The 25,355-nt window shown below is 67.5% G+C and carries 25 protein-coding genes and 1 pseudogene; 13 read left to right on the forward strand and 13 right to left on the reverse strand.

Going from position 1 to position 25,355, the window contains the following annotated elements; genetic code table 11:
• From FCU40_RS16025 to FCU40_RS16035, 3 genes and pseudogenes are all read left to right on the forward strand, one after another.
• A pseudogene (locus FCU40_RS16025) lies at positions 1 to 300 on the forward strand (hypothetical protein); the annotation flags it as partial.
• Positions 301 to 332: 32 nt separating this feature from the next.
• A complete protein-coding gene (locus FCU40_RS16030; RefSeq protein ID WP_168076277.1) occupies positions 333 to 1,421 on the forward strand; it encodes a DUF2336 domain-containing protein in 1,089 nt (362 codons plus the stop codon).
• A 102-nt stretch (positions 1,422 to 1,523) separates the two neighbouring features.
• Complete coding sequence (locus tag FCU40_RS16035; protein ID WP_168076244.1) at positions 1,524 to 4,460, forward strand: insulinase family protein; 2,937 nt, start codon at positions 1,524 to 1,526, stop codon at positions 4,458 to 4,460.
• A 194-nt stretch (positions 4,461 to 4,654) separates the two neighbouring features.
• On the opposite strand, the gene FCU40_RS16040 is transcribed toward FCU40_RS16035, so the two are convergent.
• Positions 4,655 to 5,593 (reverse strand): hypothetical protein, encoded by a 939-nt coding sequence (locus FCU40_RS16040; protein ID WP_175582089.1) that lies wholly within the window; start codon positions 5,591 to 5,593, stop codon positions 4,655 to 4,657.
• A gap of 173 nt (positions 5,594 to 5,766) precedes the next feature.
• On the opposite strand from FCU40_RS16040, the gene FCU40_RS16045 reads away from it, so the two are divergent.
• Positions 5,767 to 6,312, forward strand: a complete 546-nt coding sequence (locus FCU40_RS16045; RefSeq protein WP_004621110.1) for a PAS domain-containing protein — start codon at positions 5,767 to 5,769, stop codon at positions 6,310 to 6,312.
• A gap of 258 nt (positions 6,313 to 6,570) precedes the next feature.
• Here the strand turns inward: FCU40_RS16045 and FCU40_RS16050 are convergent, their stop codons facing one another.
• The 3 genes from FCU40_RS16050 to FCU40_RS16060 form a co-directional block, all read right to left on the reverse strand.
• Complete coding sequence (locus FCU40_RS16050) at positions 6,571 to 7,515, reverse strand: aldo/keto reductase (RefSeq protein WP_168076246.1); 945 nt, start codon at positions 7,513 to 7,515, stop codon at positions 6,571 to 6,573.
• An 11-nt stretch (positions 7,516 to 7,526) separates the two neighbouring features.
• Positions 7,527 to 9,194 (reverse strand): choline dehydrogenase, encoded by a 1,668-nt coding sequence (locus FCU40_RS16055; protein WP_168076248.1) that lies wholly within the window; start codon positions 9,192 to 9,194, stop codon positions 7,527 to 7,529.
• 336 nt (positions 9,195 to 9,530) lie between these two features.
• A complete protein-coding gene (locus FCU40_RS16060; protein ID WP_004621117.1) occupies positions 9,531 to 10,064 on the reverse strand; it encodes a gamma carbonic anhydrase family protein in 534 nt (177 codons plus the stop codon).
• A gap of 310 nt (positions 10,065 to 10,374) precedes the next feature.
• Between FCU40_RS16060 and FCU40_RS16065 the strand changes: the two genes are divergently transcribed.
• The 3 genes from FCU40_RS16065 to FCU40_RS16075 all read left to right on the forward strand — a co-directional run bounded on the left by FCU40_RS16065 (position 10,375) and on the right by FCU40_RS16075 (position 13,805).
• A complete protein-coding gene (locus FCU40_RS16065) occupies positions 10,375 to 11,169 on the forward strand; it encodes a PhoH family protein (protein WP_081612947.1) in 795 nt (264 codons plus the stop codon).
• 84 nt (positions 11,170 to 11,253) lie between these two features.
• Positions 11,254 to 13,239: an oligopeptide transporter, OPT family gene (locus FCU40_RS16070; RefSeq protein WP_035017435.1), complete on the forward strand. Its 1,986-nt coding sequence runs from the start codon at positions 11,254 to 11,256 to the stop codon at positions 13,237 to 13,239.
• Positions 13,239 to 13,805 (forward strand): hypothetical protein, encoded by a 567-nt coding sequence (locus FCU40_RS16075; protein ID WP_168076250.1) that lies wholly within the window; start codon positions 13,239 to 13,241, stop codon positions 13,803 to 13,805. Before FCU40_RS16070 ends, FCU40_RS16075 begins: the two co-directional genes overlap by 1 nt.
• Here the strand turns inward: FCU40_RS16075 and FCU40_RS16080 are convergent.
• Both FCU40_RS16080 and FCU40_RS16085 read right to left on the reverse strand, forming a co-directional pair.
• Positions 13,802 to 14,485, reverse strand: coding sequence for a GNAT family N-acetyltransferase (locus FCU40_RS16080; protein WP_168076252.1), 684 nt, complete (start codon positions 14,483 to 14,485; stop codon positions 13,802 to 13,804). The two genes, FCU40_RS16075 and FCU40_RS16080, sit on opposite strands and share 4 nt — an antisense overlap.
• A gap of 8 nt (positions 14,486 to 14,493) precedes the next feature.
• On the reverse strand, positions 14,494 to 15,108 hold the full coding sequence (locus FCU40_RS16085; protein ID WP_168076254.1) for a TetR/AcrR family transcriptional regulator: 615 nt from the start codon (positions 15,106 to 15,108) through the stop codon (positions 14,494 to 14,496).
• A gap of 87 nt (positions 15,109 to 15,195) precedes the next feature.
• On the opposite strand from FCU40_RS16085, the gene FCU40_RS16090 reads away from it, so the two are divergent.
• Positions 15,196 to 16,473, forward strand: a complete 1,278-nt coding sequence (locus FCU40_RS16090) for an MFS transporter (RefSeq protein WP_168076256.1) — start codon at positions 15,196 to 15,198, stop codon at positions 16,471 to 16,473.
• Positions 16,474 to 16,598: 125 nt separating this feature from the next.
• On the opposite strand, the gene FCU40_RS16095 is transcribed toward FCU40_RS16090, so the two are convergent.
• Together FCU40_RS16095 and FCU40_RS16100 are read right to left on the reverse strand one after the other, a co-directional pair.
• On the reverse strand, positions 16,599 to 16,805 hold the full coding sequence (locus FCU40_RS16095; RefSeq protein WP_168076258.1) for a DUF3126 family protein: 207 nt from the start codon (positions 16,803 to 16,805) through the stop codon (positions 16,599 to 16,601).
• A 14-nt stretch (positions 16,806 to 16,819) separates the two neighbouring features.
• Positions 16,820 to 17,788: a LysR substrate-binding domain-containing protein gene (locus FCU40_RS16100; protein WP_168076260.1), complete on the reverse strand. Its 969-nt coding sequence runs from the start codon at positions 17,786 to 17,788 to the stop codon at positions 16,820 to 16,822.
• Positions 17,789 to 17,861: 73 nt separating this feature from the next.
• On the opposite strand from FCU40_RS16100, the gene FCU40_RS16105 reads away from it, so the two are divergent.
• The gene (locus FCU40_RS16105; protein ID WP_168076262.1) at positions 17,862 to 18,029 is read left to right on the forward strand and encodes a hypothetical protein; all 168 of its coding nucleotides are present in this window, start codon (positions 17,862 to 17,864) and stop codon (positions 18,027 to 18,029) included.
• Between the two features lie 151 nt (positions 18,030 to 18,180).
• On the opposite strand, the gene FCU40_RS16110 is transcribed toward FCU40_RS16105, so the two are convergent.
• From FCU40_RS16110 to FCU40_RS16120, 3 genes are read right to left on the reverse strand one after another with little or no spacing between them, the layout of a single operon-like run.
• A complete protein-coding gene (locus FCU40_RS16110; protein WP_004621132.1) occupies positions 18,181 to 18,987 on the reverse strand; it encodes a glutaminyl-peptide cyclotransferase in 807 nt (268 codons plus the stop codon).
• The gene (cysE, locus tag FCU40_RS16115; RefSeq protein ID WP_004621133.1) at positions 18,988 to 19,827 is read right to left on the reverse strand and encodes a serine O-acetyltransferase; all 840 of its coding nucleotides are present in this window, start codon (positions 19,825 to 19,827) and stop codon (positions 18,988 to 18,990) included.
• A gap of 59 nt (positions 19,828 to 19,886) precedes the next feature.
• On the reverse strand, positions 19,887 to 20,540 hold the full coding sequence (locus FCU40_RS16120) for an NUDIX hydrolase (protein WP_168076264.1): 654 nt from the start codon (positions 20,538 to 20,540) through the stop codon (positions 19,887 to 19,889).
• A 147-nt stretch (positions 20,541 to 20,687) separates the two neighbouring features.
• Here FCU40_RS16120 and FCU40_RS16125 point away from each other — a divergent pair, with 147 nt between their 5' ends.
• A complete protein-coding gene (locus tag FCU40_RS16125) occupies positions 20,688 to 21,305 on the forward strand; it encodes a nitroreductase (protein WP_168076266.1) in 618 nt (205 codons plus the stop codon).
• A gap of 38 nt (positions 21,306 to 21,343) precedes the next feature.
• Positions 21,344 to 21,631 carry a hypothetical protein gene (locus FCU40_RS16130; RefSeq protein WP_168076268.1) on the forward strand — a complete coding sequence of 96 codons (288 nt, stop codon included), beginning with the start codon at positions 21,344 to 21,346 and terminating at the stop codon, positions 21,629 to 21,631.
• Positions 21,632 to 21,647: 16 nt separating this feature from the next.
• On the opposite strand, the gene queF is transcribed toward FCU40_RS16130, so the two are convergent.
• Positions 21,648 to 22,103, reverse strand: coding sequence for a preQ(1) synthase (gene queF / locus FCU40_RS16135; protein ID WP_004621137.1), 456 nt, complete (start codon positions 22,101 to 22,103; stop codon positions 21,648 to 21,650).
• 85 nt (positions 22,104 to 22,188) lie between these two features.
• Between queF and FCU40_RS16140 the strand changes: the two genes are divergently transcribed.
• Together FCU40_RS16140 and FCU40_RS16145 are read left to right on the forward strand one after the other, a co-directional pair.
• Entirely contained in the window at positions 22,189 to 22,989 is an 801-nt protein-coding gene (locus FCU40_RS16140) for an SDR family NAD(P)-dependent oxidoreductase (protein ID WP_168076270.1), read from the forward strand.
• 246 nt (positions 22,990 to 23,235) lie between these two features.
• Positions 23,236 to 23,928, forward strand: coding sequence for a TorF family putative porin (locus tag FCU40_RS16145; protein WP_168076273.1), 693 nt, complete (start codon positions 23,236 to 23,238; stop codon positions 23,926 to 23,928).
• 57 nt (positions 23,929 to 23,985) lie between these two features.
• Here FCU40_RS16145 and FCU40_RS16150 read toward each other — a convergent pair whose 3' ends face one another.
• Positions 23,986 to 25,275 (reverse strand): MFS transporter, encoded by a 1,290-nt coding sequence (locus tag FCU40_RS16150; RefSeq protein WP_168076275.1) that lies wholly within the window; start codon positions 25,273 to 25,275, stop codon positions 23,986 to 23,988.
• Positions 25,276 to 25,355: the final 80 nt, after the last annotated feature.

Genomic DNA, 25,355 nt, shown 5'->3' on the forward strand with positions numbered 1-25,355 from the left:
GCGCCGCCGCGCGCTCTGCCGCGAAGCCTCTACGACATCACCCCGACGCCGCCGGCCTATCCGTCCGCGCCCGAGGCGCAGCCCGCGCGGCAGGTCGCCTCGCAGTCCGGCCAGCTGACGGCCCGCACCTATTCCGTCGGCCGGCAGTTCGGGATGCAGCCGGACCCCATACCCGCCGCGGGCCCTTCGCGATTGGTCCTGATCGCCGATCCAGGCGGCGCCACGAGGGGCGCGTCGGAGGACGGCCCGCGCGACGACCGCGACTGGCCAGCCAAGAGCGAAAAGGATGGCCCGCAATGAGCGCTCTGCCGATGACCACGCCACAAGAGACCATTCCGTCGCGCCTGTACGACCTGATCGCCCTGGCCAACGAACCGTCCAGCATCAAGCGTCGCGAACTCCTGCGCGGCGTCACCGACCTTTTCTTCCAGGGCGACAATCACAACCCGGTCGAGATGGGCCTGTTCGACGATGTCATGAGCCAATTGGCCGGCGACATGGAAGAAGCGGTCAAGGCCGAGCTGGCCCAACGCCTGAGTGAGGCGCCCTCCGCCCCTCGCGGCCTCTCCCGCGCCCTGGCCTCGGATTCGATCGCCGTGGCCGAGCCGATCCTGCGCGGCTCCAACACCCTGACCGACGATGACCTGCTGCACGTGGCCCGCACCCAGGGCCAGGATCATCTGCGCGCCATCTCCCAGCGGACCAGCGTCTCCAGCGTCGTGTCCGACGTGATCGTGGAGCGCGGCGACGACCACACCCTGGGCGTCCTGCTCCGTAACGAGGGCGCGGTGCTCTCCCGCGCCGCCCACGAAACCGTCGTGGACCGCGCCGCCGCCAATCCGGCCCTTCACGAGGCGGTCATCGACCGACACAGCCTGCCGGTCGACCTGCTCAACGAAATGTATTTCATGGTCGAGGCGCGTCTTCGCGACCGGATCATGGAAAAGAACGCCGAAATGGACCCGGCGGTGCTTGAGGCGGCGCTCTCCGCCGGCCGCAAGCGGGTCGCCGCCCAGGACGGCGCCTTGCCGCCCGACTTCGCCGACGCCGAGAAGGAATTCCGCGCCCTGCGCGCCAAGACGCAGATCTCGCCGCAGCTGCTGGCCAACATGCTGCGCGGCAAGAAGACGACGCTGTTCCTGGTCGCCCTGTCCGACCTGGCCGATGTCGACTTCCACACCGCCCGCAAGATTCTGGAGCGGCGCGAAATGGACGCCCTGGCGGTGATCTGCAAGGCGGCCGACTTCGACCGCTCGCTGTTCCTGACCTTCGCTCTCCTGATCCTCGAACCCTCGGACCAGGTGATGGTCAAGGCCAAGATCTATGGCGAGCTGTACGCCGCCTTGCCGCGCGACGCGGCCCTGCGCACCATCCGCTTCTGGCGCCTGCGTCGCAACACGGGCGATGTCGCCGCCGCCTGACACCGCGACGGATAGGGCTTAAAGCCGCCCTCCTCACGCCTTGCGTGCGCCACGCCGGACGGTCAAGGTGCGCGCCTTGTCTACTCCTGCCCTGGATTCTCGATGATCAGCGCTTCGCGCTTGGCGCTCGTCGCCGCCGCCGGCTTTTCGCTCGCCGCCTGCTCCCATCTTCCCAAGCCCGCCATGCCCTTCGTCAGGAAGGGTGAGACCTCGGCGCCGGCGCCCAGAATTCCCGAAGCCCCGCCCGTCGCGGGTCCCAAGCTGGCCGCGTTGAAGCCGGGTCATTGGGCCCAGGAACTGTCGGATCTGGCGCCCGATCCGGCCTGGCGCTTCGGCGTGCTGCCCAATGGGATGCGCTACGCCATCCGCAAGAACGCCACCCCGCCGGGCCAGGCGTCCCTGCGCCTGTGGTTCGGCGCCGGTTCGATGATGGAGGCCGACGACCAGCAAGGCCTGGCCCACTTCCTGGAGCACATGGCCTTCAACGGCTCCAAGAACGTGCCCGAAGGCGAGATGGTCAAGATCCTGGAGCGCCACGGCCTGGCCTTCGGCGCCGACACCAACGCCCAGACCAGCTTCGACGAGACCACCTATCAGCTGGACCTGCCCAAGACCGACAACGATACGGTCGACGCCACCCTGATGCTGCTGCGCGAGGCGGCCGGCGAGCTGACCATCGCTCCGGACGCCGTCGATCGCGAGCGCGGCGTGGTGCTGTCGGAGGAGCGCACTCGCGACACCCCCGGCTATCGCGTCGCCATCCAGACTCTGTCGGCGCAGATGGAAGGCCAGCTGCCGCCCAAGCGCATCCCGATCGGCAAGACCGACATCCTCAAGACCGCTCCCGCCCAGAAGATCCGGGACTTCTACGAGGCCTACTACCGCCCCGAACGCGCGGTGCTGGTGGCCGTCGGCGATTTCGACGTCGACGCCATGGAGGCCAAGATCAAGGCCAAGTTCGGCGACTGGGCCGGCAAGGGCCAGCCGGGCAAGGACCCCGACGTCGGCCCGGTGATGAAGCGCGGCGAGACCGCCAAGCTGATCGTTCAGGCCGGCGCGCCTTGGTCGGTGCAGATGACCTGGCTGCGCAAGCCCGACGGCTTGATCGAGACCAAGGCCCTGGACGAGCGAGACACGCTGGAGAACCTGGCGTTCGCGGTGCTGAACCGTCGCCTGCAGGCCATCGGCCGCTCGGCGGAGCCGCCCTTCATCGCCGGCGGAGCCTTCAAGGGCGACCAATATGGCGCGGTGCGCGTCACCACCTTCGGCGCCACGGCGCAGCCCGGCCAATGGAAGCAGGCGATCTCCGCCCTCGACGCCGAGCAGCGCCGCGCGGTGCAGTACGGCGTGCGCCAGGACGAGCTGGATCGCGAGATCGCCAACATGCGCGCCGGCCTCGTGGCCGCCGTCGCGGGCGAGGCGACCCAACGCACGCCGGCCCTGGCCAACCAACTGGTCGGCACGCTGAACGACGGCGAGGTCGTCACCTCGCCCAGCCAGAACCTCGCCGCCTTCGACCAGATCGTGAAGGGCCTGACGCCAGAGCGCGTCTCGGGGGTGCTCAAGAGCGCCTTCGCCGGCTCCGGCCCCCTGATCGTCGTGGCCGCGCCCGAAAACATCGAAGGCGGCGAACCGGCGATCCTGAAGGCCTATGACGAGGTCAAGGCCCAGCCCGTGACCCCGCCCGCCGCGCCGGGCGTGACCGTTTGGCCCTATTCCAGCTTCGGTCCGACCGGCGAGGTGGTCGAGCGCAAGGAGGTCACCGACCTCGACACCGTCTTCGTGCGCTTCGCCAACGGCGTGAAGCTGACGGTCAAGCCGACCAAGTTCCGCGACGACCAGATCCTGGTGAAGGTCCGCACCGGACACGGTCTGCTGGACCTGCCGTCCGATCAGCAAAGCCCGCTCTGGTCGGGCGCGGCCCTGGTCGAGGGCGGCCTCAAGCAGATCAGCGCCCAGGACATGGAGCGCGTCTTGACCGGCAAGATCATCGGGGCCTCGCTGGGGGTCGAGGATGACGCCTTCGTCCTGAACGGCCGCACCCGTCCGCAGGATTTGGAGACGGAGATGCAGGTGCTGGCCGCCTACGCCACCGAACCCGGTTGGCGCCCCGAGGCCTTCAATCGCGTCAAGACCAGCTATGGGACCCTGCACGACCAATTGCAGACCACGACCGGGGGCGTGCTGGGCCGCGACCTGGGCGGACTGATGCACGTCGGCGACAAGCGCTGGACCTTCCCCTCGCGCGAGCAGATCGCCGATACGTCGCTGGACCAGCTGAAAGCCGCCGTCGCCGAGCCGCTGGGCAAGGGAAACCTGGAGATCGTCATCGTCGGCGACACCACGGTCGAGAAGGCCATCGCCGCGGTGGCCGACACCTTCGGCGCCCTGCCGGCCCGTCCCGGCGAGCCCGAGCGGCCCGACGCCCGCAAAGCGCCGTTCCCCGAGCCGTCGAAGACGCCGGTCGTCCTGACCCACAAGGGACGAGCCGATCAAGGCGCGCTGTTCATGACCTGGCGGACGGACGACCTCTTCGCCAATCTGCAGCGCTCGCGAGATGTCTCGATCCTGGGCCAGGTGCTGCAGCTGCGCCTGATCGACGAACTGCGCGAAAAGCAGGGCGCGACCTACTCGCCCAACGCCTCGTCGACGGCCAGCGTCGTGTTCAAGAACTGGGGCTATCTGGCCGTGAGCCTCGAGGTTCCGCCCGAGAAGCTGGACGGGGCTGTCGAGTCGATCCGCAAGATCGCCGCCGACCTGCGCGAACACCCGATCAGCGCCGACGAGCTGGAGCGGGCCAAGAAGCCGCGCATCGACTCGATCGAGAAGGCGCGCGTAACCAACGAATACTGGGCCGGCGTCCTGTCGGGCGCTCAGGACGACCCGCGCCTGCTGGACGCCACCCGCTCGGTGCTGGCCGGCCTGTCGCGCGTGACGCCCGAGGACGTCCAGAAGGCGGCCAGGACCTATCTGGGCGACGACAAGTCATGGCTCCTGCTGGTGAAGCCGGAAGCGGCGGCCACGGCGGCGGCGAAGTAAAAAAAGAAGGCCCCGCCAACCGGCGGGGCCTTTTGCTTTCTATCTACCGACTATCTACCGACTTCCCCGGCGAAAGCCGGGGTCCAGATGGACGAGCGAGAGGTGGGTCTAGAAGCTCCGAGCCTCTCCAATGATCCCCGGCGCCTTGAGATCTGGATCCCGGCTTTCGCCGGGAAGATCGGGGTTTGTGCGTCCTAGTAGACCACCCCGCCCACGCCGCCATCCAGGCTGAAGCTGGTGGAGAGGCTCTGGCGCTCCTGCACCGTCTCCTCGCGATACGCGGTGTAGGTCTCGGTGGTGATGATCGTCAGGATCTTCACGCCGGCCCCGAAGCGACGCAGCAGCGAGCGTTCGTTGCAGTCACGGGCCGGACGCTGCGGACGGCAGGCGATGCTGGCTTGGCCCTGGCCGGCGCCCGGCGTGTGGTACAGCGCTTCGTTCTTCTGGCAGATGAAGGTCTGGCCGGCGCCGCCGGTCGAGATGTCGACCTGTCCCGCGTAGTCGGCGATCACATACTGCATCCGCGCTCCGGCGATGCAGCGATAGAGCTCGCCGTCATAGGCGTCGTCGATGTCGCGATCGGGCGTCACCTGCGAGGCCGGGTGCGGCACGTCGCGGTCGTCCAGGCAGACGGCGCGGATGATCACCCGGCGCGTGCGGCTGCGGGTGGCCTGATAGGCGTCGCGACGCAGTTGCCCGCCGCCCTCGACGTTCAGGCCTTGGATATAGCCGGTCGCCATCGGGCCGGAATAATAGCCCCCGTGGGTCCCGCCGCCGTAATAGATGCTCGTGCCGCCGCCCGCGCCGGCGCCCGCCGATGACCCCGCGTTCGCGCTGGCGGAGCCGCTGGCCGAGGCGTTGGCATTGGCGTTCACATTGACGTTGGTGTTGGCGTTGACGACCACCGTCGCGCCGATGTTCACGTTGACGCCCGGAATATTGACGTTGTGACCGCCTCCCCCGCAGCAGTTGCCGGGCGGCCTGGGCGGGGGCGGAGGCGGGGCGCAGCAATTGCTCGGCGGCTTGACGCAGTTGCAGTCGCCCGCCAGGGCCACGCCGCCGAAAAGGGCGCCCGCCAGCAGCGCCCCAACGGCGATCAGCCAGGTCCGCAAGGTCAATTTCGGCGCCCTCATCGCGGCGTTTCCCTTCACATCGGGTCGTTCCGCTTTTCGTTAAGCAAGAATCGGGCCGAGGCGCCGTCCCGGCCGGCCTGCGCCAGAATGGGACGGTCGAGCCTCTGGCCCGGTTCTCCCAGCAAGCTCCGTGCGGTCGAAAACAGCCGCGAAGAGCCCGCCAGGGGACGACGATGTTCCATCCAAGCACGGAACGGTTGATAGACTATTGGCGCGACAAGAAGGGCGGATCCGCCCTGCCCAGCCGCGCGGACATCAATCCGGCGGAGTTCCTGGAACTGCTGCCGCAGGTGTTCATCCTGGGCCGGGACGGCGGCAAGCTGCCCTTCCGCCTGGCTGGAGGTTTCGTCTCCGAGCTGCACGCTCGCGACCTGCGCGGTCAGGACGCCCTGTCGCTGTGGGCCCTGGCCCATCGCCTGGAGCTGAAGAGCGCCCTGGACGTGGCCCGCAAGCGCCGCACGCCGGTGGTGGTCACCGCCGACATTCGCTCGCATGGCGTTCCCAGCGTCGGCATGGAGGTGCTGTTCGCGCCGCTGCGGGGGGCCTCGGGCGAGACCGATCGCTTTTTGGGCCTCTACCAGCCGATCGCCATGATGGCCCGCCTGATGGGCCGCCCCGCCTATGAGCTGGGCGTTCGCGAGATCCAGCCCCTTGGCGAGAGCAACGAGGACATGCCGCGCCTGCGCCTCGCCACGCTGGACGGGCGACGGATCGCTTAGAGCATCAAGCGGAAACCGGCTTTCCGTAAAAACGATGCGAAACAAAAACCTAGAGCGAAAGGCGTGGCTCCCGAAACGCGCATTTCGCTCTAGAACCCCAAACTCCGACTTCCCCGGCGAATGCCGGGGCCCAGATTCATCCGGAAAGATCGCGGCTGATCCGGGATACGCGGCTTGCCTTACCGTCAGGCGCTCGCGGGTTCGATCTGGATCCCGGCTTTCGCCGGGAAGGTCGAGAGAGAGAGAGAGAGAGAGACGCTACCGGCCCGCCGCATCGAGCTTGGCCCACACCTCACCCGGCAATTCCAGCCGGGCCGCGCCCATCAATTCGTCCAACTGCTCGACCGAGGTGGCGCTGGCCAGCGGCGCGGTGATCGCGGGATGGGCCATGATCCAGGCCAGGGCGATCTGGGCCTGGGACGCCCCGGCAGCCTCCGCCGCCTCGTCCAGCGCCGCCAGCACCGCCCGCCCCTTGTCGTTCCAGTAGTCGCGCCGGATGGTCGCCGCGCGCGCCTTACCCTCGAAGTCGTCCTCGGTCCGGTACTTGCCGCTGAGAAAGCCCGCGGCCAGACCATAGAAGGGGATGATCCCCAGCCCCTCGGCCTGGGTCAGTTCGGTCATCGCGCCCTCTACCTGATCACGGTCGACGAGATTGAACTTCGGCTGGATCGTCTCGTAACGCGCCAGCCCCTTGGCCTTCGACGTCTCCAGGCTCGACGCCAAGCGCTCCGGCGAGAAGTTCGAAGCGCCGATCGCCCGCACCTTGCCGGCCCTCGCCAGACGATCGAAGGCCTCGAGGGTCTCGTCCTGCGGGGCGTCGGCATCGTCGCGGTGCGACTGGTAGAGGTCGATATAGTCGGTCTGGAGGCGCTTTAGCGAACCCTCGACCGCCGCCTCGATATTGGCGGCCGACAGGCCCGGCTGCTTGGGCCACATCGCCACCTTGGTCAGGATCAGCACCTTGTCGCGCTTGCCCGACGCCTTGAGCCAACGGCCGATGACACCCTCCGACTCGCCGCCTTCGTGCCCGGGGACCCAGGCCGAATAGACGTCGGCGGTGTCGATGGCGTTGAAGCCGCCATCGACGAAGGCGTCCAGCAGGCGGTGCGAGGTCGCCTCGTCCGCCGTCCAGCCGAACACGTTGCCGCCGAACACCAGCGGCGCGGTCGAGAGGCCGGAGCGGCCGAGGGGACGATGGAGCATTCTTTAATCTCCTACTCCGCCGCCACCGCGCGGCCGTCCTCGAACACCGGCACATCCTGCGGCGCCAGGGTCGCCTTGCCGCGGATCAGGTCAGAGGCGCGCTCGGCGATCATGATAGTCGGGGCGTTGGTGTTGCCGCCGACCAGGGTCGGCATGACCGAGGCGTCGACGACGCGCAGACCGGCGATGCCCTGCACCCGCAGCTGGTCGTCGACCACCGCCAGCGGATCGCCGGCCACGCCCATGCGGCAGGTGCCCACCGGGTGATAGATCGTCTCGGCCTTGGCGCGGATCCAGGCGTCGAGGTCGCCATCGGTCTTCACGTCCGCGCCTGGGGCGTATTCGGCGTCGCGATAGGGGTCGAAGGCGGCCTGCGCCACGGTCTCGCGGGCGATGCGGACGCCCTCGCGGATGGCGCGACGGTCCTCGTCGGTGGACAGGTAGTTGGCCAGGATGGTCGGATCGGCGAACGGATCGGCCGAGCGCAGACCCACGTGACCGCGGCTCTCGGGCCGCAGCTGGCAGACGTGCAGGGTGAAGCCGTCCTTCTCGACCACGACCTTGCCGTGGTCCTGCATGATGGCCAGCACGCCGTGGATCTGCAGATCGGGCCGGTCGAGGTCGGGCCGGGACTTCAGGAAAGCCCCGCTTTCCAGGAACTGCTGCCGCCCCAGCCCCTTGCCGAAGATCATGTAGTTCAGGCCAACGCCCAGCTTGTTCAGGCCCTTGTTGGCCGAATAGGCGGTCTTGAGGTTCTTGGCGGTCCACGAGACGCAGACGTCCAGGTGGTCCTGCAGGTTGGCCCCGACGCCCTTGGCTTCGTGGATGACCTCGACGCCGTGCGGCTTCAGGTCGTCGGGCGCGCCGATCCCCGACAGCTGGAGGATCTGCGGCGACTGCACGGCGCCGGCGCTCAGCAGCACCTCGGCGTCGGCGTGGGCGATCCGCTTCTCGCCACCCTTGCCGACCACGTATTCGACGCCGATGGCGCGCCGCTTCTCGATGACGATCCGGGTCGTGCGCGCCTCGGTCACGCAGGTCAGGTTCGGACGCGACAGGGCCTGGGACAGGTACGCCATGGCCGCGCTCCAGCGCTGGCCGTCGCGGATCGTCAGGTCGTAGGGGCCGAAGCCCTCCTGCTGGAAGCCGTTGAAGTCGCGGGTCGTCTTGTGGCCCGCCTGGCGCCCCGCCTCGATCAGAGCGCCATAGAAGGGGCTATCGCTCTCGCCCTTCGACACGTGCAGCGGCCCCTGGTCGCCATGATAGGCGTCGCCGCCGCCGTGGTGATGCTCCGAGCGCTTGAAGTAGGGCAGCACGTCGGCATAGGACCAGCCGGTCAGACCCATCTGCCGCCACTGGTCGTAGTCGCGCGCGTGGCCGCGGATATAGATCATCCCATTGATGGCCGAGCTGCCGCCCAGCCCCTTGCCGCGCGGCCACCAGAGCTTGCGGTTGTTCAGGTGCGGCTCGGCCTCGGTCCAGAAACCCCAGTTCTGGTCGCCCTTGTCCTTGATCAGCTGGCCGACGCCCGCCGGCATCTTCACCAGGATCGAGGTATTCTTGCCGCCGGCCTCCAGCAGCAGGACCTTGATATTGGGGTCCTCGGTAAGCCGAGCCGCGAGCGTACAGCCGGCGGAACCGGCGCCGATGATGACGTAATCATAGCGTTCGCTGGCCATGGCCGGGACGCCCTCCCTCGAAGGTTATCATTGTTCAGGCAGAGAGTGATCCGGCTTTGGCCTCAACGCAAGGCGCCGGCATACCGGATGATCGCGGCCGGGCCGGTAAAAAGCCCGCGTTCCGGCGAGTTGCGCGTTCACACTCAACTCAAATCGCGGTAATGCTACCTATGGACGAACCTAGACCCGGTTCGCCCTCGCCGTCCCGTCGAGAGGCCGACGCCTCGCCCGGCGGGTCCTTCTCGCGTCGACGTGCCCTTCGCGCGAGAAGCGGGAGCGTCGCCCGCCCACCCCCCATGCGGCGGGCGGCGCTCCCAACGGGCCCCTAAGCCGCGCCTATCCCTCGACCGCCGTCAGCTCGCGAGCATAGCGCTTCCAGTTCTCGACATAGTGCAAGGCCGAGCCTTGCAGGACCTGAGCGTGATGTTCGGAAACCTCGCGCACCACCTTGCCCGGCGCGCCCATGACCATGGAATTGTCCGGAATCTCCTTGCCCTCGGTGATCAGGGCGCCCGCGCCGATCAGGCAGTTCCTTCCGATCTTGGCGCCGTTCAGCACCACCGCGCCGATTCCGATCAGCGAGCCGTCGCCGATCGCGCAGCCGTGCAGCATCACCATGTGACCAATGGTCACGTTCGCGCCGATGGTCAGCGGAAAGCCAAGATCAGTGTGGAGCACCGAACCGTCCTGAACGTTGCTGTTTTCGCCGATCGTGATCGGATCGTTGTCACCACGCACCACCGCGCCCCACCAGATACTAGCATTCTTCTTCAGAATTACATTCCCCATCACGCTGGCTGTTGGCGCGATCCAGTATTCGTCTTGCGACGGCAGCGTCGGCGCCACGGCGCCCAGGGAATAGACAGTCATCCGTATGCCTCGTTTTCTTGGGCGCCATTTTCAAATTAACGACCCCGAAACCATGTTCGGTCATTGTAGTCGTGCGATTCGAGAGGGAAACATTCCCTGGCGGGAACCATTATCCTCTTGGAACGGGTCGCGAGCGCTTTTGCTCGGGATCCCCCGCGATCGAAGACGAGGTGTCGCATTTGGCGTTTCGGCGTACAGCACCGCCTATCGCAAGCTCCACCGAGCCGCCGGGCCGCGCACCCGACTTCGTTTCTATTCAGCTCACCGACAAGGACGACGCCTCACGGGCTCGTCCTTTTTTCATGCCTGCATGGAGGCTTTGATGACCAAGCGAGCCCTGAAGCGGATGGCGCGCGAAGGCGCGTACGAGATGACCGGCCCGAGCGACGACGCCAAGGTGCGTCGCCTGCCGGTCGATCACCGCGGCGGGTGGTCCCCTCTTCCCCAGGATGGGGGCGCGAGGGGCGATAGTCGGGATCAGAGCTACCTCAAAACGATAAAACCGAAATCGCCCGGCCAGGCCCAGTTGATGGAAGCCATCGACGAGAAGAACCTGGTCATGGCCCTGGGGCCGGCCGGCACCGGCAAGACCTACATCGCCATCTCCAAGGCCGTCGAAGCCCTGGAAGCGGGCCGCGTCAGCCGCATCGTCCTGTCGCGTCCCGCCGTGGAGGCCGGCGAGTCGATCGGCTATCTGCCCGGCGACATGGAAGACAAGCTGGCGCCCTATCTGCGCCCGCTCTACGACGCCCTGACCGATCGCCTGTCGGTCAAGCGGATGCGCGCCCTGATGGCCGAGGGCGCGATCGAGATCGCTCCGGTCGGCTTCATGCGCGGCCGCACCCTGAACAACGCCTTCGTGGTGATCGACGAGGCCCAGAACTGCACCTACATGCAGCTGAAGATGCTGCTGACGCGCCTGGGCTGGCACTCGACCATGGTCGTCACCGGCGACCCCAACCAGTCGGACCTCTTGCCCGGCATCTCGGGCCTTGCCGAGGTGGCGAACAAGTTCGAAGCCGTGTCCAACATCGCCGTGGTCCGCCTGGCCGACCGCGACATCGTCCGCCATCCTCTGGTGGCCGAGATGCTGGGGGTTCTGTGATTTAGCGACAACGGTTTGAACTGAACACTTGAGTTAGGGGCGGTCGGGCGTGCAAGGTCCGGCCGCCTTAATACTTTTTTGGACATGTTCATGGCCGACTCGACCGCGCCGCGCACGGAATTGACCCTTCGCGGGATCATCCTCGGCGTTCTGATCACCCTCGTCTTCACGGCGGCCCAGGTCTATCTGGGCCTGAAGGTCGGTCTGACCTTCGCCACCTCGATCCCCGCCGCCGTCATCTCCATGGCCCTGCTGCGGGCGTTCAAGTCGGCGACCATCCAGGAAAACAATATCGTCCAGACGATCGCCTCGGCGGCGGGCACGCTGTCGTCGGTGATCTTCGTGCTGCCCGGCCTGCTGATGATCGGCTGGTGGGCGCATATTCCGTTCCTGCCCACCTTCGGCGCCTGCGCCGTCGGCGGCATTCTGGGCGTGATGTACACCATCCCGCTGCGCCGGGCTCTGGTGACCAATTCCGACCTTCCCTACCCCGAGGGCGTCGCCGCCGCCGAGGTGCTGAAGGTTGGCACGGGCTCGCGCGAAGGCGCCGCCGAGGGCAAGGCCGGCCTCGTCGCCGTCTGCCTGGGCACCATCGCCTCGGCCCTGTTCGCGGCGGTCGCCGCCGCCAAGATCTTCGCGGCCGAGGTCGCCGGCTACTTCAAGGTCGGCAAGGGCGCGACCGGCCTGGGCGCCTCCAGCTCGCTGGCGCTGATGGGCGCGGGTCACCTGATGGGCATCACCGTCGGCATCGCCATGTTCGCGGGTCTGGCCATCGCCTGGGGCGTGCTGGTGCCCATCATGACCACGATTCACCAGATCCCCGGCGCCGACGCGGGCAAGCACGCCCTGACCGTCTGGAAGACCGAGGTGCGCTTCATGGGCGCCGGCGTCATCGGCGCGGCCGCCATCTGGACCCTCGGCAAGCTGGTCGGCCCGATCTGGAGCGGTCTGGTCTCTTCGCTGGAAGCCGGCAAGGTCCGCAAGGCCGGCGGCGACGTCCCCCGCATCGAGCAGGACATGCCGATCACCATCGTCGGCCTGATCTCGCTGCTTCTGCTGGCCCCGGCCGGCTGGTTCCTGGCCCAGTTCCTGGTCGGCGGTCCCATCGCATCGGAAACCGCGCCACTGGTCGCCATCGGCATCGGCTACGTGCTGATCGCCGGTCTGCTGGCCGCCGCCGTCTGCGGCTACATGGCCGGCCTGATCGGTTCGTCGAACAGCCCCGTCTCGGGCATCGCCATCCTGACCGTGCTGGGCGCCTCGCTGATGGTCGGCGCGGTCGGTCGCGGCGTCATCGGCCCGGACGTCACCAAGGCCCTGGTCGCCTTCGCCCTTTATGTCACCACTGTCGTGCTGGCCGTGGCCGTGGTCGCCAACGACAACCTGCAGGACCTGAAGACGGGCCAGTTGGTCGACGCCACCCCGTGGAAGCAACAGGTCGGCCTGGTGATCGGCGTCGTCGCCGGCGCCGTGGTCATCCCCTTCGTGCTGGAGCTGCTGAACCTGTCGAACGGCTTCGCGGGCGCTCCGAACCTGAACGCCGTCGCCAAGGACCCGCTCGCGGCGCCCCAGGCGACCCTGATCTCGACCCTGGCCAAGGGCGTGCTGGGCGGCGACCTGAACTGGAGCCTGTTGGGGATCGGCGCCCTGATCGGCCTGGGCCTCGTCGCCATCGACGAGATTCTTCGCAAGACCAGCGCCGGCCGCTACAGCCTGCCCGCCCTGGGCGTGGGTCTGGCGATCTACCTGCCGAGCACCGTCACCGCCCCCGTGGTGGTCGGCGCGGTGATCGGCTGGGTCTACGAGAAGCTCGTCGACCGCGACAGCACCAGCGAGGCCGCCAAGCGGATCGGCGTGCTGATCGCCTCGGGCTTCATCGTCGGCGAGAGCCTGTTCAACGTCGCGCTCGCCGGACTGATCGTCCTCACGCAGAAGGGCGAGCCCCTGGCCGTTCCCTTCGCCCCGTCCGAGCACGTCGGCATGATCCTGGCCCTGATCGCCGCGGCGGTCATCGTGGCCTGGCTCTACAGCTGGGCGCGGTCGGCGGCGAAGAAGACGGCGGAGGCTTGATGACGGACTGGGCCGCCATCTACACGCCTTTGATCGGATCGAAGATCGAGGCGCTGAAATGGCGGCCCCTCACTAGCGACACGCCGACGCTCATCGCCGACTATGCTCGATCGAGCTTCAGCTTCACCGGCGCCGTCGAAGTCATCTTCAAGGGCGACCGCTCACTCTTCCTGACTTGGAAAATGGTAGCTGGGGTTTGCTTTCTAATCCCTTTGGCAGACCCGTTTTTGGAGTGGAGCGAGCACGCCCTCGATAGCGTCAGGACCTACTCGGATGACCCGTGGATCTCGCTCGATGGCTCCACGCTGGTCGAAGCGAGACTCTTCAGCCTGAAAGAGGATTTCAGTCCGCTCGGCGACCAATTAGACGCGTCGAAACATCCTTATGGGCGTCCCGTAGCGGCCGTTCGCCATGCGGTCGACACACGCGACGGGCCCTATTTCTTCTGGGTGGCGGTCGGTAGTGGAAGCGGAGTAGCCGATCAAGACGACCTCTGGGTCGGCGCCGGGGCGGAACCGCCCAACATCGACGCCTTGATCGAATTGGACGTAATTGGCGGCGCCTAGACAGCCGCCAGGATCGTGAACACGACCTCCCGGCGCCCGCGATAGCCTAGCGACTCGTAAAGCCCGATCGCCGTCTTGTTGTCGGCGTAGCTGTGCAGGAACGCCTTTTCGCCGCGCGCCAGGATCTTGGCGGTCACCTCGCGCAGCAGGCGCGCCGCGTAGCCCTTGCCGCGATGGTCGGGATGCACGCAGACGCCGCTGGCCTCGGTGTAGCCGTCGGGCCGCATTCGCTCGCCGGCCATGGCCGCCAGTCGGCCGTCGACCCGGACGCCGATGAAGTCGCCCAGCTGGTGGGTGCGCGCGAAGAACGGGCCAGGTTTGGTCAGGGTCGCCAGGGCCAGCATCTCGGCGGCGTCGGCGTCGCCCAGCGACAGCATGTCGAAGGCGACGTCCCAGGCCGGGGCCACGCGCTCGGCGACCATCTGCAGGCAGACGGCGCTGGACACGACCTCGGTTCCGGGAACCGGCGGCGGCGCGCTGGGCTCGATCAGGCCCACGGTTCCGCGCGCCCGCGTCAACGCCCCCAGGTCGGCCAGGCTCTCGGGGCTCTCGTCCACGGTCCCGGCGAACAGGCCAAAGTCCGGATCCATCCTCAGAGCGCCGCCGTGGTGAACCGCCAAATGGCTTTGCCGGCCGGTCAGGGCGGAATAGGCGGGGCGGTCGAGGACGTGGGCGCTCATGCCGCCATTCAAGCGGGGCAATCGGCCGCGATCAACGCCTTGATCGCCCCCACCACCGCCAAGGCCGGTTTGTCGTCGCCGTCGAACATCTGGCTGGAGGTGAAGACGCCTTCGATCAGCAGCATCATGGCGTCGCCGAGGGCCTTGGGGTCCGAAGCGCCCATCTCGGTCGCCTTGGCGCGCAGGCGCTCGCGGAGCTCATGCTTATGCGCCTGGGCGACCTGGCGGCCAGCGTGCTGGCGGTCGGGATATTCCACGACGGCGTTGGAGAGGTTGCAGCCGCGATAGTCGTCGCCGCGCGAACGTCGGGCCAGGACCTCGAAATAGGCGATCATCTGCGCCTTGGGATCGTTCGGATGCAGGGCCTCGGCCGCCTCGAACCGCGCCCAGAAGCCGGTCTCCACCTCGCGCAACACGGCGGCGACCAGATCGTCCTTGGACTTGTAGCTGCGATACAGGCTGGGCTTGGTGACGCCGGCTCGGGTGACGATCTCGTCCACGCCCACGGCCCGAATGCCCTCTCGGTAGAACAGCTCGCGCGCCGTGTCGAAGATGCGTTCGGCGGCGCGTGGAGCGGGTCCGTAAGGGCCTTTGAGAATTTCTTCTGGCGTTCTGTCGGTCATGTCGCTTGACGATGTTACTTACCGGTACGTATGAAGCGAAACAACCCCGTACCGATCGGTTACATTCCGAAGGGATCGAGAGACGTCATGCCCGCCGCGAGCCGCCGCCCCTTCGGACAGAATTACGCCTTCGTCGTCGCCGGCGCCATTTTCCTCGCGCTGCTGGCGGCCGCCGGCCTGCGCGCCGCGCCCGGCGTGCTGATCCTGCCGCTGGAGAAGGCCTTCCACTGGGATCGCGCCTCGATCTCGACGGCGGCGGGCGTCGGCATCTTTCTCTATGGACTGACCGGTCCATTCGCGGCGGCGCTGATGCAATCGTTCGGCGTGCGGCGGACCGTGACCCTGGCCCTGCTGCTGATGTCCGTGTCGACGGGACTGTCAGCTTTCATGACGGCCTCCTGGCAGTATGTCGCCACCTGGGGCGTCCTGGCCGGGCTGGGCAGCGGCGCGGTGGCCATGGTGCTGGGCGCGACCGTGGTGAACCGCTGGTTCGTCGCCCAGCGCGGCCTGATGCTGGGTCTGCTGACCGCCTCGACGGCCACCGGCTCGCTGATCTTCCTCCCTGGCATGGCCTTCATCGCCGAGCACGGCGGCTGGAAGCCGGTCGTGATCACCGTCGCGCTCGCCTGCCTGATCCTGGCGCCGGTCATGTGGCTGCTGATCCCCGAGCGTCCGGCCGATGTCGGCCTCAAGCCCTATGGCGCGCCCGAAGACTATGTCCCGCCAGCGCCGATCCACGCGGGAGGCGCCCTGACCTATGCGTTCGGCGCCCTGGGACGCGCCGCCAGGACCCGAACCTTCTGGCTGCTGTTCCTGGGCTTCTTCATCTGCGGCCTGACCACCAACGGCCTGGTCGGCGTGCACATGATCGCCTTCTGTGGCGACCGAGGCCTGCCCGAGACCCGCGCCGCCGGCCTGCTGGCGCTGATGGGCCTGTTCGACCTGTTCGGCACCACCGCGTCTGGCTGGCTGACCGACCGCTACGACAGCCGAAAGCTGCTCTTCATGTATTACGTTCTGCGCGGCCTCTCGCTGATCTACCTGCCCTTTTCGGACTTCTCGATCGTCAGCCTGTCGGCCTTCGCGGTGTTCTACGGTCTGGACTGGATCGCCACCGTGCCGCCCACCGTGCGCCTGGCCACCGAGGCCTTCGGCGAGCGCGACGGTCCGATCGTGTTCGGCTGGATCGGCGCGGGCCACCAGCTGGGCGCGGCGACGGCGGCCATCGGCGCGGGGATCCTCCGCGCCAGCCAAGGCCAGTATGTGGAGGCCTTCATCATCGCGGGCTCGGCGGGCCTGGTCGCCGGCGTCGCTTCGCTGATGATCCGCCGCAGGACCGCCGCGGCGGTGGCCGTCCCAGCCTAGAGCGTGATAGCCGAAAGTGTGAGCGGTTTCGGCTATCACGCTCTAGTTGACGGCGAAACGGCGGCGGCGCGGACCTAAGCCCGCCTCCGCCGCCGTCTCTGTTTCAAGCCAGAAAGGCTGAAGGCCTACTCCAGGTCTTCGCCGAGGATCGCCATCTCGAACATGAACGAGCCGTCTTCGTCCTCATCCTGGAAGACGACCCCGATGAATTCGCCGGCCACCTCGACCTCGGCCGAGTCCTTCTGCTTGGGACGCGGCTTCACCTGGATGTGCGGATTGCCGAAGGTGCGCTTCAGGTGCTTTTCGATCTTGGCGACGGTCGTGGCGTCCACGGGGGGCCTCTTTCCTAGCTGAGCGCCCGGGAGCGCGTTGTCGGGGCGAAACTAGCGTCCGGTGCGGGCGGCGCAAGCGCTTCCGGCGGATGAGGTGTGGACGCTCCCTCCGCCAGCAGCCAATCGCGGAACAGGAGCGCCTGCTCGGACGCGTTCTCCCGGGGCGTCAGGGCCACGATCAGTGTCTGGCTGAAGGCGAAGCCCAACGGCGCCACGAGGCGTCCGCTGTCCAGGTCGCGCTGGGCGAAGGCCCACGGCGCGACCGCAACGCCCATGCCGGCGGCCGCCGCCTCCAGCATGTAGAAGAAATGGTCGAACTCCTGCTCGCGAGAAGCCGCAGGAAGGCCCTCTGCGCCGGTGTCGCGGATCCACTCGCTCCAGCTCTGCGGGTAGGTCCGCGTCTGCAGCCGGGGCGCGGCGCAGACGCTCTGAAAATCTGCGACGCCCCTGGCCGCCAGCTCCGGGGCCATCACCGGGCCATGGTAGTGACGCATGAACGGGACGGCTGTGGAGTCCTGATAGTCCTGGTCCCCCGGCCATCGCATCCGGATCGCCAGGTCGATGCCGTCGCCCTTGAAATCGAACGGCCCGTTGGATTCGGCGACCCGCACCGGCACCTCGGGATGCGCCGCCTGGAAGCCCGGCAGGCGTGGGATCAGCCATTTCATGGCGAAGGTCGGCATGCACGAGACGACCAGGGGCCTTGGCCCCGCCTCGGCCGGACGCGGCACGGCCGCTTCTATCTGGTCGAAAGCCGGCGACAGGGCCTGAGCCAGCTTCAGGCCCGCCTCCGTCATGCGCAGCCTGGAGCGGGGTCCTTCGGTCAGAGCCACCCCCAGATGCTCCTCCAACTGGCGGATCTGGCGGCTGACCGCGCCGTGGGTCACGCACAGCTCTTCGGCGGCCAGGGTCATGCGACCGTGCCGACCGAACGCCTCGAAGGCGCGCAGGGCGTTGAGCGGCGGCAGCTGTCGGCGGGCCATGTGAAGAAACCTCACAGAGACCTGTCCGATAAGTCGTTATTCGAAGCGGCGCAACAAAGGGATAGTCGCGCCCATGCCCGCGCCAGTCCCCAGACGCATCACCCTTCCCCAGGTCCTGACCCTGATGGCGATCTGGACCGCCGTGATCTACGGCCTGACCAGCGCCAAGCCACGCGCCGAACGGGAACGCATTTCGTTGAAAAGCAGGCCCGCCGCCGTCGCCTGCGCCAAGCAAGGCTGATCGAGCGGAACAAGATTGTGGAGAACCGACCCCAGATAAGGGTCGGGCCCCAGCGGCGTCTCGCGACTGGGGCCCGTGTCCGCCCACTAGGTCGGGGGGGCGTAGGGGGGCGGACCCTGCATTAACGTCACGGCTCGAAGGCGGTTCCGCGCTACTGGGAAGGCGTGAGCTTTATCTCGAAGATTTTCGGCCACAGCTTGCCGGTGACGAAAAGGCGGTCGCCCTTCGCGTCGTAGGCGATGCCGTTCAGCACGTCGTCGCCGTTGCCGCTGGCCCCCGCCGCCTTGGCCAAGCCCGCCAGCTCGATCCAGCCGGTGACCTGCCCCGTCGTCGGATTGATCCGGGCGATGCGCGTGGTCTGCCAGACATTGGCCAGCAGTTCGCCCTTCACATACTCCAGCTCGTTGAGATTGCGCACCGGCACGCCGTGGTCGGTCACCTCGATCCGGCCGGTCTCCTTCAGGGTGTCGGGATCCAGGAAACGGATGAACGAGGTGCCGTCGCTCATATACAGCCGCTTGTCGTCGCGGGTCAGGGCCCAGCCCTCGCCCGAATAGCTGAACTCGCCGATCTTCTCGAAGGTGTCGATGTCGTAGATGAAGCCGACCTCGTCGGTCCAGGTCAGCTCGTAGAGCCGCTTGCCCCAGTCCACGATGCCCTCGCCGAAATAGCGGCTGTCGACGATGCGTTCGGCCTCGGAGAAGCCCGTCTCCAGATTGACCTTGCGGATCAGCGACCGGCCCTTGAGGCCCGTGCTCTCGTACAGAAAGCCGTCGCGATAGAAGAGGCCCTCGGTGAAGGCCGTCGTGTCGTGGGGATAGGCCTTGACCAGCGTGTAGCCGCCGACCGGCGCGGACGCGGCCTGGGCGCAGCCGGTCAGGCCCGCCGGCGCGACCAAGCCCAGGCCAAGAACGACGGCCGCCAGCAGGCCGCCCAAGCTACGCCGAAGAAGGGTCACTCAGATCTCGTAGTTGTCGTGCGCATAGACGGTCTCGGCCAGGGTGTGATCCATGGTCTTGGCCGGCTCCTCGCAGGTTGGGCAGTTCACCAGGCGAGCCGGCACGCCGGCCGCCGTGCAGTGCGCGGGCACGGGACGCAGGACCACCGAGCCGGACGCCACCTTGGCGTAATCGCCGATGGTGATGTTGCCTAGCACCTTGGCCCCCGCGCCCAGGAGCACGCCATTGCCGATCTTGGGATGGCGGTCGCCGCGCTCGGCGCCGGTGCCGCCCAGGGTCACGCCGTGCAGCATCGAGACGTCGTCGCCGACCACCGCCGTCTCGCCGATGACGATGCCGGTGCCGTGGTCGATGAAGACGCCCTTGCCGATCCGCGCGGCCGGATTGACGTCGACCTGGAAGATCTCGCTGGCGCGGCTCTGCAGGTAGAAGGCCAGGGTCTCACGGCCCTGGTTCCACAGCCAGTGCGAGACGCGATGGGTCTGCAGGGCCAGGAAACCCTTGAAGAACAGGAACGGCTGGACGTAGCCCTTGCAGGCCGGATCGCGCTCGAACACCGCGCGCAGGTCGGCCTCGGCGGCTTTCACCAGGGACGGGTCGCTGTCGAAGGCGTCGGCGGCGAACTCGCGCGCCGTCATCGCCCGCATCTCCTGATCGCCCAGCTTGCGCGCCAGCTGGAACGTCAGAGCGTCGGCCAGGTTGTCATGGCTGAGGATCACCGCGTTGAGCAGCGAGGCCAGGGCCGGTTCGGCCTTGGCCGCATGCTCGGCCTGATTGCGCAGGGCGACCCATACGGGGGTGTCGGTATCCGACGTCACCACTTCGAGGTGCTTGGCCATCGGGCTCTCCCTTCCCAGCTGGCTTACTCATAGAGCATCTTCAATGAAGATGCTCCTACTCAGAGAATGAGAGCGGCCAGATCGGCCGGCAGTTCACCTCGGACCGCCATATGGTGTGTCCGGAGCAAGAGCGCCACCGTAATCGCGTCGGGCATATGGCCGGCCACCGCCGCGTCCAGCGCTTCGCCGAACGGAACGCGGGCCACGGCCAGGTCCTCGGTCTCGTCGGGCGCGGTCTGGGTCGGCGAAAGATCCATGGCCAGGAAGCCGTAGGCGACCTCGTCGGTGACCGAGTTGGAAAGCTCCATCCGCAGGATCTGGCGCCAGTCGGCGGCCTGGAGCCCCACCTCCTCGGCCAGTTCGCGCTTGGCGCCGTCCAGCGGGTCCTCGCCGCGCGGCGCGCCGCCCTCGGGGACTTCCCAGCTGTAGTTGGCCAGCGAGAAGCGGTTCTGGCCCACCAGGGTCACCGTGCCGTCCTCGTGCAGCGGCAGGACGCCGGTCGCCTGGTTCTTGAACCCGATCTTGCCGTACAGCGCAGGTCGACCGGTCGGCGCGATGGCCTGATACTCCGTGAGCGTGATCCACGGATTGTCGTAGACGACCTTGCTGGACGAGACGCCCCACGGCTTGCCGTGCGGCTTCAGCCAGGCGGGTTTGCGGTCTGGATCGTCGGACATCGGCGGCATACCTTGTCGCGGCCGGGCCTCGGCCATAGAGCATGAGGCTGAAAGTGGGAACCGGCTTCAGCTTATCTCACGCTCTAAACATTTGATTTAGAGCCTTTTTGACGCCTGAAATCGATTCCGATTTCAGGCTAAAGGCTCTAGGTGTGCGCCTTACAGTGTTTCGGAGAGATCGTCTTGGCCGGTTCCGTCCCCCCCGCCCCCGAGTTCGGCGAGACCCTGCCGCTCGAGGCTTCGCCCGAGGTCGTGACCTTCCTGGCCCGGCGCCGTTCGGCCAGCGCCATGAGCTTGGCCGCGCCCGGCCCCGATCCCGAACAGCTTTCCGAAATTCTGCGTCTGGCGGCTCGCGTGCCCGACCACGGCAAGCTGGCGCCCTGGCGGTTCGTGATCCTGCGCGGCGCGGCCAAGGACGTCTTCGCCGAGCGGATCACCGCCCTGGCCGACAACCAGGCCAACCCGGCCAAGGCCAACGCCGCGCTGCGCAAGCTGACCCGTCCGCCGGTGTGCGTGGCGGTGATCTCGCGCTTCATCCCCGGCGACATTCCCGAATGGGAGCAGCGCCAGAGCGCCGCGGCGGTCTGTCATCAGATGCTGCTGGCCGCTTCCGCGCTCGGCTGGGGCGCCAACTGGATCACCGACTGGTACAGCTACGATCCCCGCGCCACGGCCATTCTGGGCCTTGCGCCGGACGAGAAGGTGGCGGGCTTTGTCTATCTCGGCACGTCGACCGAGCAGCCGCAGGAACGGGTGCGTCCCGACGTGGCGGCGATCACCACCGAGTGGAGCCCCGCCTAGGCGTTCCGCGTTCAGCCCGTTCGGAGACGGAGGACGCGATGACACGCAAGGACCCATGGACCAGCCTGGCCTTCGACACATGGGCCCTGGGAATCGAGGCATCGTCGGTGATCGGCCTGAGGATGCTCAAACTCGCCGCCGGCGGCGCCGAGGCCCAGTCCGAGGCTCAGCTGATGATCGGCGAGAAGGTGGCGGCGGGGATGGCCCTGCCCATGTTGGCGATGACCGGACAGCTGGGCGCGTCGCCCCCGGCGATCGCCAAGGGCGCGCTGAAGCATCTGCGGGGAAAGGTGCGAGCCAATCGCCGAAGGCTGACCCGGCTCTAGGATCTCCGCCCCCAGTTCAACCCCGGCCGCGATAAGGCTGGACGCCTTGGTCGGGGACCCAAAGCCCCTCCGGCGCCGGGCCGGTCTGCCAGAAGACGTCGATCGGGATGCCGCCGCGCGGATACCAGTAGCCGCCGATGCGCAACCAGCGGGGCTGGGCGACCTCGACGATCTTGCGTCCGACCTTGACCGTGCAATCCTCGTGGAACGAGCCGTGGTTGCGGAAGCTGGTCAGATAGAGCTTCAGCGACTTGCTCTCGATCAGCCAGTCGCCGGGGGCGTAGTCGATCACCAGGTGGGCGAAATCCGGCTGGCCGGTGACGGGGCACAGCGAGGTAAACTCCGGCGCGACGAAGCGGGCCAGATACAACACGTCATGCTGCGGATTGGGCACGCGCTCGAGAACGGCGGCTTCGGGGCTGGCGGGCGCGTCGACGACGCGGCCCAGCTGGGTGACGTTGAGATCGGTCATCGCCGCGATTTAGGCCCGACGAGCCCGAGAGACAAGCCGCGCGAGGCTCGCTACAACATCCCAAACAAATGTTTGGGAGAGCGACATGTCGGGACGGGACTTCGAAGGCTTCACGGTGGTGATCACCGGCGCGTCCACGGGCCTTGGCCGCGCGATCGCGGTCGAGGTCGCCCGCCGCGGCGCGGGTCTGGTGGTCGCCAACTACGCCCGTAGCGCCGAGGAGGCCCAGGAGACCGCGCGCTTGGTCGAGGCCGAGGGCTCCAGGGCGGTTCTCGTGCAAGGCGACGTGGCCAAGGACGAGGACTGCCAGAAGATCGTCGCGGCCGCCGCGCCCACCGGCCGCATCGACGCCCTGTTCAACAACGCCGGCATGACCAAGTTCGCGCCGAACCATGCCGACCTGGATGCCGTGAACGCCGAGGACTTCCTGAAACTCTATTCGGTCAATGTGGTCGGCGCCTTCCAGATGGTCCGCGCGGCGCGCGCGCTGCTCGAGGCCGCGCCGTCCCCCGGCGCGGTGGTCAACACCGCCTCGATCGCCGGCGTGATGGGCAACGGCTCCTCGGTGCCCTACGCCGCCTCGAAGGGGGCGATGACCACCATGACCTTGTCGCTGGCTCGGGCCTTGGGACCGCGCATCCGGGTCAACGCCGTCAACCCCGGCTTCATCGACACGCCCTGGTTCAAGAACATGCCCGAGGACTCGATGGAGCGCCTGCGCGCCGGCGCGGCGGCCGCCACGCCGCTGAAAGTGGCCTCGACCGCCGAGGACATCGCCGGAGCCGCGGTGTTTCTGGCCTCGCCGGCTTCGCGCCACATCACGGGCGAGACCCTGCTGGTCGACGCCGGGCTGCACCTTGGCGGCGCAAGCTTGAGTATGCGCTAAACGCCACGCGACAAGCGCGTTTTGCAAAACCGCCACCTGTGGCCGCGTTGCGTACATATTGAAGCAAAATCGTCACACTTCGCCCAAACTTTGTGCGCCAGCTGCCCTAACCGCTGGCGCTTTTCCCCTCCGGATTGCAACTAACGACGGGTCGACAGCTAATTGGCTGGGGACGCGACGCGTTAGCAGACGCGGTCTCGGGCGCTGGGCCAACCAGAGCCTCGACACAGAAAAGGGGATAGGACTATGAAACTGCTGAAGATCATGCTGGCCTCCGCGGCCGCCACGGTCGCCCTGAGCGGCGCAGCCATGGCCGACGAACTGAAGCTGGCCTACAACATCGGCGTCACTAGCGACTACGTGTTCCGTGGTGTCAGCCAGACCCAGGAAGACCCGGCGGTCCAAGGTGGCGTCGACGCCACCTACGGCATGGGCTACGCGGGCGTCTGGGCCTCGAACGTCGACTTCGGCTCGAAGAATCCGTCGACGGAAGTCGACTTCTACGCCGGCGTGAAGCCGACCGTGGGCGACACCAGCCTGGACCTGGGCGTCATCTACTACAGCTACACCAAGGACAAGGGCCTGACGCCCGGCGCCTACAGCTACCTGGAACTGAAGGCCGCCGCTTCGCGCACCTTCGGTCCGGCCACCCTGGGCGCGGCCGTCTACTACTCGCCGGAATTCCCGGGCAAGACCGGCCACGCCACCTATGGCGAGCTGAACGCCTCGGTGCCGGTCGCCAAGAAGCTGACCCTGAGCGGCGCGATCGGCCGTCAGAACATCCAGAAGGCTTCGGACTACACGACCTGGAACCTCGGCGGCACCTACGCCCTGAACGACAAGTTCTCGCTGGATATCCGCTATTGGGATACCGACGAGCACTCGTTCGGCCAAGTCTATCACAGCCGCGTGGCGGCCACGATCAAGGCCGCTTTCTAAGCATCAAGGCTTAGCGCGAAAGACGAAGCCGCCCTGGCTCCCCCGGGGCGGCTTTTTCTATGTCCCGATGAGCTCGGCCGGCGCCTTGGGCGGCCGCATGAAGAGCACCGCCAGAAAGATCACCGCCGTAACGCCGGCGAACAGCTGGAAGGTCGGCGCGAAGCTGCCCAGCCTGTCGCGCATGGCGCCGCCGATGAACGGTCCGGCCGCCGACACGGCCCCGACCAGGCAGGTCAGGGAGAACAGCTCCAGGTTCGACTGGCGCCCATAATAGTTGAGCAGCAGCACGGTCACGGCCAGCACGGTCAAGCCAAAGCCGACGCCGGTGCCGATCGCGTATAGCAGCATCACCGGCGGCGTCGCGGCCTTGGACAGCGCCACGAGCCCGGCGACCAGCATCCCTTGCGCGAAGACCAGCAGCCAGCGCGGGTCGACGCGGTCGCCCAAGGCGCCGCCGGCCAGACGCGCCAGGGTCTGCATCAACGATTCCAGGCTCAGCATCTTGGCGGCCAGGGCCCCGGCGGCCACCGCGCCGACGCCGGCGGCGACGCCCAGCTCGGTCAGGTGCGTGACCGACAGACTGGCCACCGTCACGCCGACCAGCAGGTGGCTGAAATAGGCGGCGACCAGGATGTAGAACTGCGGCGTGCGCAGGGCTTCGGCCACGGTCCATTCATAGGGCGTGCGATAGACCCTGGCGTTGGCCGGCGCCGCGCGCGCTTCCTGCTCGACCTCCAGATCGACCTCGTGCGCGGCCTTGGCCAGCCAGGCCGAGCCGCCGACCATCAGGGCGCAGACCAGGCCGAACACGACCGCCAGCACCGCCTGGGTCAGCCAATAGGCGCGCCAGTCGTTGTGGCTCATGCCCATCAGGGTCAGCACCATCCAGGGTCCGGCCGCGCCGCCCAGGGAGCCGAAGGTGAAGTAGATCCCGAACGGCAAAGCCCGCTTGCGAAACAGCGACGAAAGCACGTGCGTGCCCGGGATCAGAGCCGCCATCTGGAAGCCAACCCCGCACGCCGCCGCGCCGACATAGTAGCTGAACAGGCTCTGGGCGTTGGCCAGACCCACGAAACCGCCCGCCAGCACAGCCGCGCCGGCCAGCAGGGTCGCGCGAACGCCGATGCGGCGGATCAGGATGGCCGGCAGCCACGATGACGCGCCGGTGAAGACGCCCAGCACCGAAAAGCCCGCGAACGCCTTCTCGAAGCTCCAGTTCAGCGCGCCAATCATCGCCGGCAGCACCACACCCAGCGAGCCATAGGTCGAGGCGGTGATCAGAAAGAGCAGCAGGCTGAAGCCCGCCAGCAGCAACCAGGGGCGAAAGCGGTCTTGGGTGTCGATCATCGAAATCCTTCTCCTCCCCCGCGCGGCGGGGGAGGTGGCGCGATGCGAATACGCATCGTGACGGAGGGGGCGTCGCGCGG

Origin of the sequence: Caulobacter sp. SSI4214 (assembly GCF_012184455.1) — a bacterium.
In the GTDB taxonomy this organism is placed as follows: Bacteria; Pseudomonadota; Alphaproteobacteria; order Caulobacterales; family Caulobacteraceae; genus Caulobacter; species Caulobacter vibrioides_E.

Excerpts from the sequence above, each read along its gene's own strand:
- FCU40_RS16055 (WP_168076248.1), bottom strand. The coding sequence starts at position 9,194 with ATGGCCAGCGAACGCTATGATTACGTCATCATCGGCGCCGGTTCCGCC.
- FCU40_RS16085 (WP_168076254.1), bottom strand. The coding sequence starts at position 15,108 with ATGACCGACAGAACGCCAGAAGAAATTCTCAAAGGCCCTTACGGACCC.
- cysE (WP_004621133.1), bottom strand. The coding sequence starts at position 19,827 with ATGGCCAAGCACCTCGAAGTGGTGACGTCGGATACCGACACCCCCGTA.
- queF (WP_004621137.1), bottom strand. The coding sequence starts at position 22,103 with ATGACCGATCTCAACGTCACCCAGCTGGGCCGCGTCGTCGACGCGCCC.
- FCU40_RS16140 (WP_168076270.1), top strand. The coding sequence starts at position 22,189 with ATGTCGGGACGGGACTTCGAAGGCTTCACGGTGGTGATCACCGGCGCG.
- FCU40_RS16080 (WP_168076252.1), bottom strand. The coding sequence starts at position 14,485 with ATGAGCGCCCACGTCCTCGACCGCCCCGCCTATTCCGCCCTGACCGGC.
- FCU40_RS16035 (WP_168076244.1), top strand. The coding sequence starts at position 1,524 with ATGATCAGCGCTTCGCGCTTGGCGCTCGTCGCCGCCGCCGGCTTTTCG.
- FCU40_RS16090 (WP_168076256.1), top strand. The coding sequence starts at position 15,196 with ATGCCCGCCGCGAGCCGCCGCCCCTTCGGACAGAATTACGCCTTCGTC.
- FCU40_RS16050 (WP_168076246.1), bottom strand. The coding sequence starts at position 7,515 with ATGCTCCATCGTCCCCTCGGCCGCTCCGGCCTCTCGACCGCGCCGCTG.
- FCU40_RS16040 (WP_175582089.1), bottom strand. The coding sequence starts at position 5,593 with ATGAGGGCGCCGAAATTGACCTTGCGGACCTGGCTGATCGCCGTTGGG.
- FCU40_RS16075 (WP_168076250.1), top strand. The coding sequence starts at position 13,239 with ATGACGGACTGGGCCGCCATCTACACGCCTTTGATCGGATCGAAGATC.
- FCU40_RS16070 (WP_035017435.1), top strand. The coding sequence starts at position 11,254 with ATGTTCATGGCCGACTCGACCGCGCCGCGCACGGAATTGACCCTTCGC.
- FCU40_RS16045 (WP_004621110.1), top strand. The coding sequence starts at position 5,767 with ATGTTCCATCCAAGCACGGAACGGTTGATAGACTATTGGCGCGACAAG.
- FCU40_RS16150 (WP_168076275.1), bottom strand. The coding sequence starts at position 25,275 with ATGATCGACACCCAAGACCGCTTTCGCCCCTGGTTGCTGCTGGCGGGC.
- FCU40_RS16065 (WP_081612947.1), top strand. The coding sequence starts at position 10,375 with ATGGAGGCTTTGATGACCAAGCGAGCCCTGAAGCGGATGGCGCGCGAA.
- FCU40_RS16060 (WP_004621117.1), bottom strand. The coding sequence starts at position 10,064 with ATGACTGTCTATTCCCTGGGCGCCGTGGCGCCGACGCTGCCGTCGCAA.
- FCU40_RS16145 (WP_168076273.1), top strand. The coding sequence starts at position 23,236 with ATGAAACTGCTGAAGATCATGCTGGCCTCCGCGGCCGCCACGGTCGCC.
- FCU40_RS16130 (WP_168076268.1), top strand. The coding sequence starts at position 21,344 with ATGACACGCAAGGACCCATGGACCAGCCTGGCCTTCGACACATGGGCC.
- FCU40_RS16105 (WP_168076262.1), top strand. The coding sequence starts at position 17,862 with ATGCCCGCGCCAGTCCCCAGACGCATCACCCTTCCCCAGGTCCTGACC.
- FCU40_RS16120 (WP_168076264.1), bottom strand. The coding sequence starts at position 20,540 with ATGGCCGAGGCCCGGCCGCGACAAGGTATGCCGCCGATGTCCGACGAT.
- FCU40_RS16100 (WP_168076260.1), bottom strand. The coding sequence starts at position 17,788 with ATGGCCCGCCGACAGCTGCCGCCGCTCAACGCCCTGCGCGCCTTCGAG.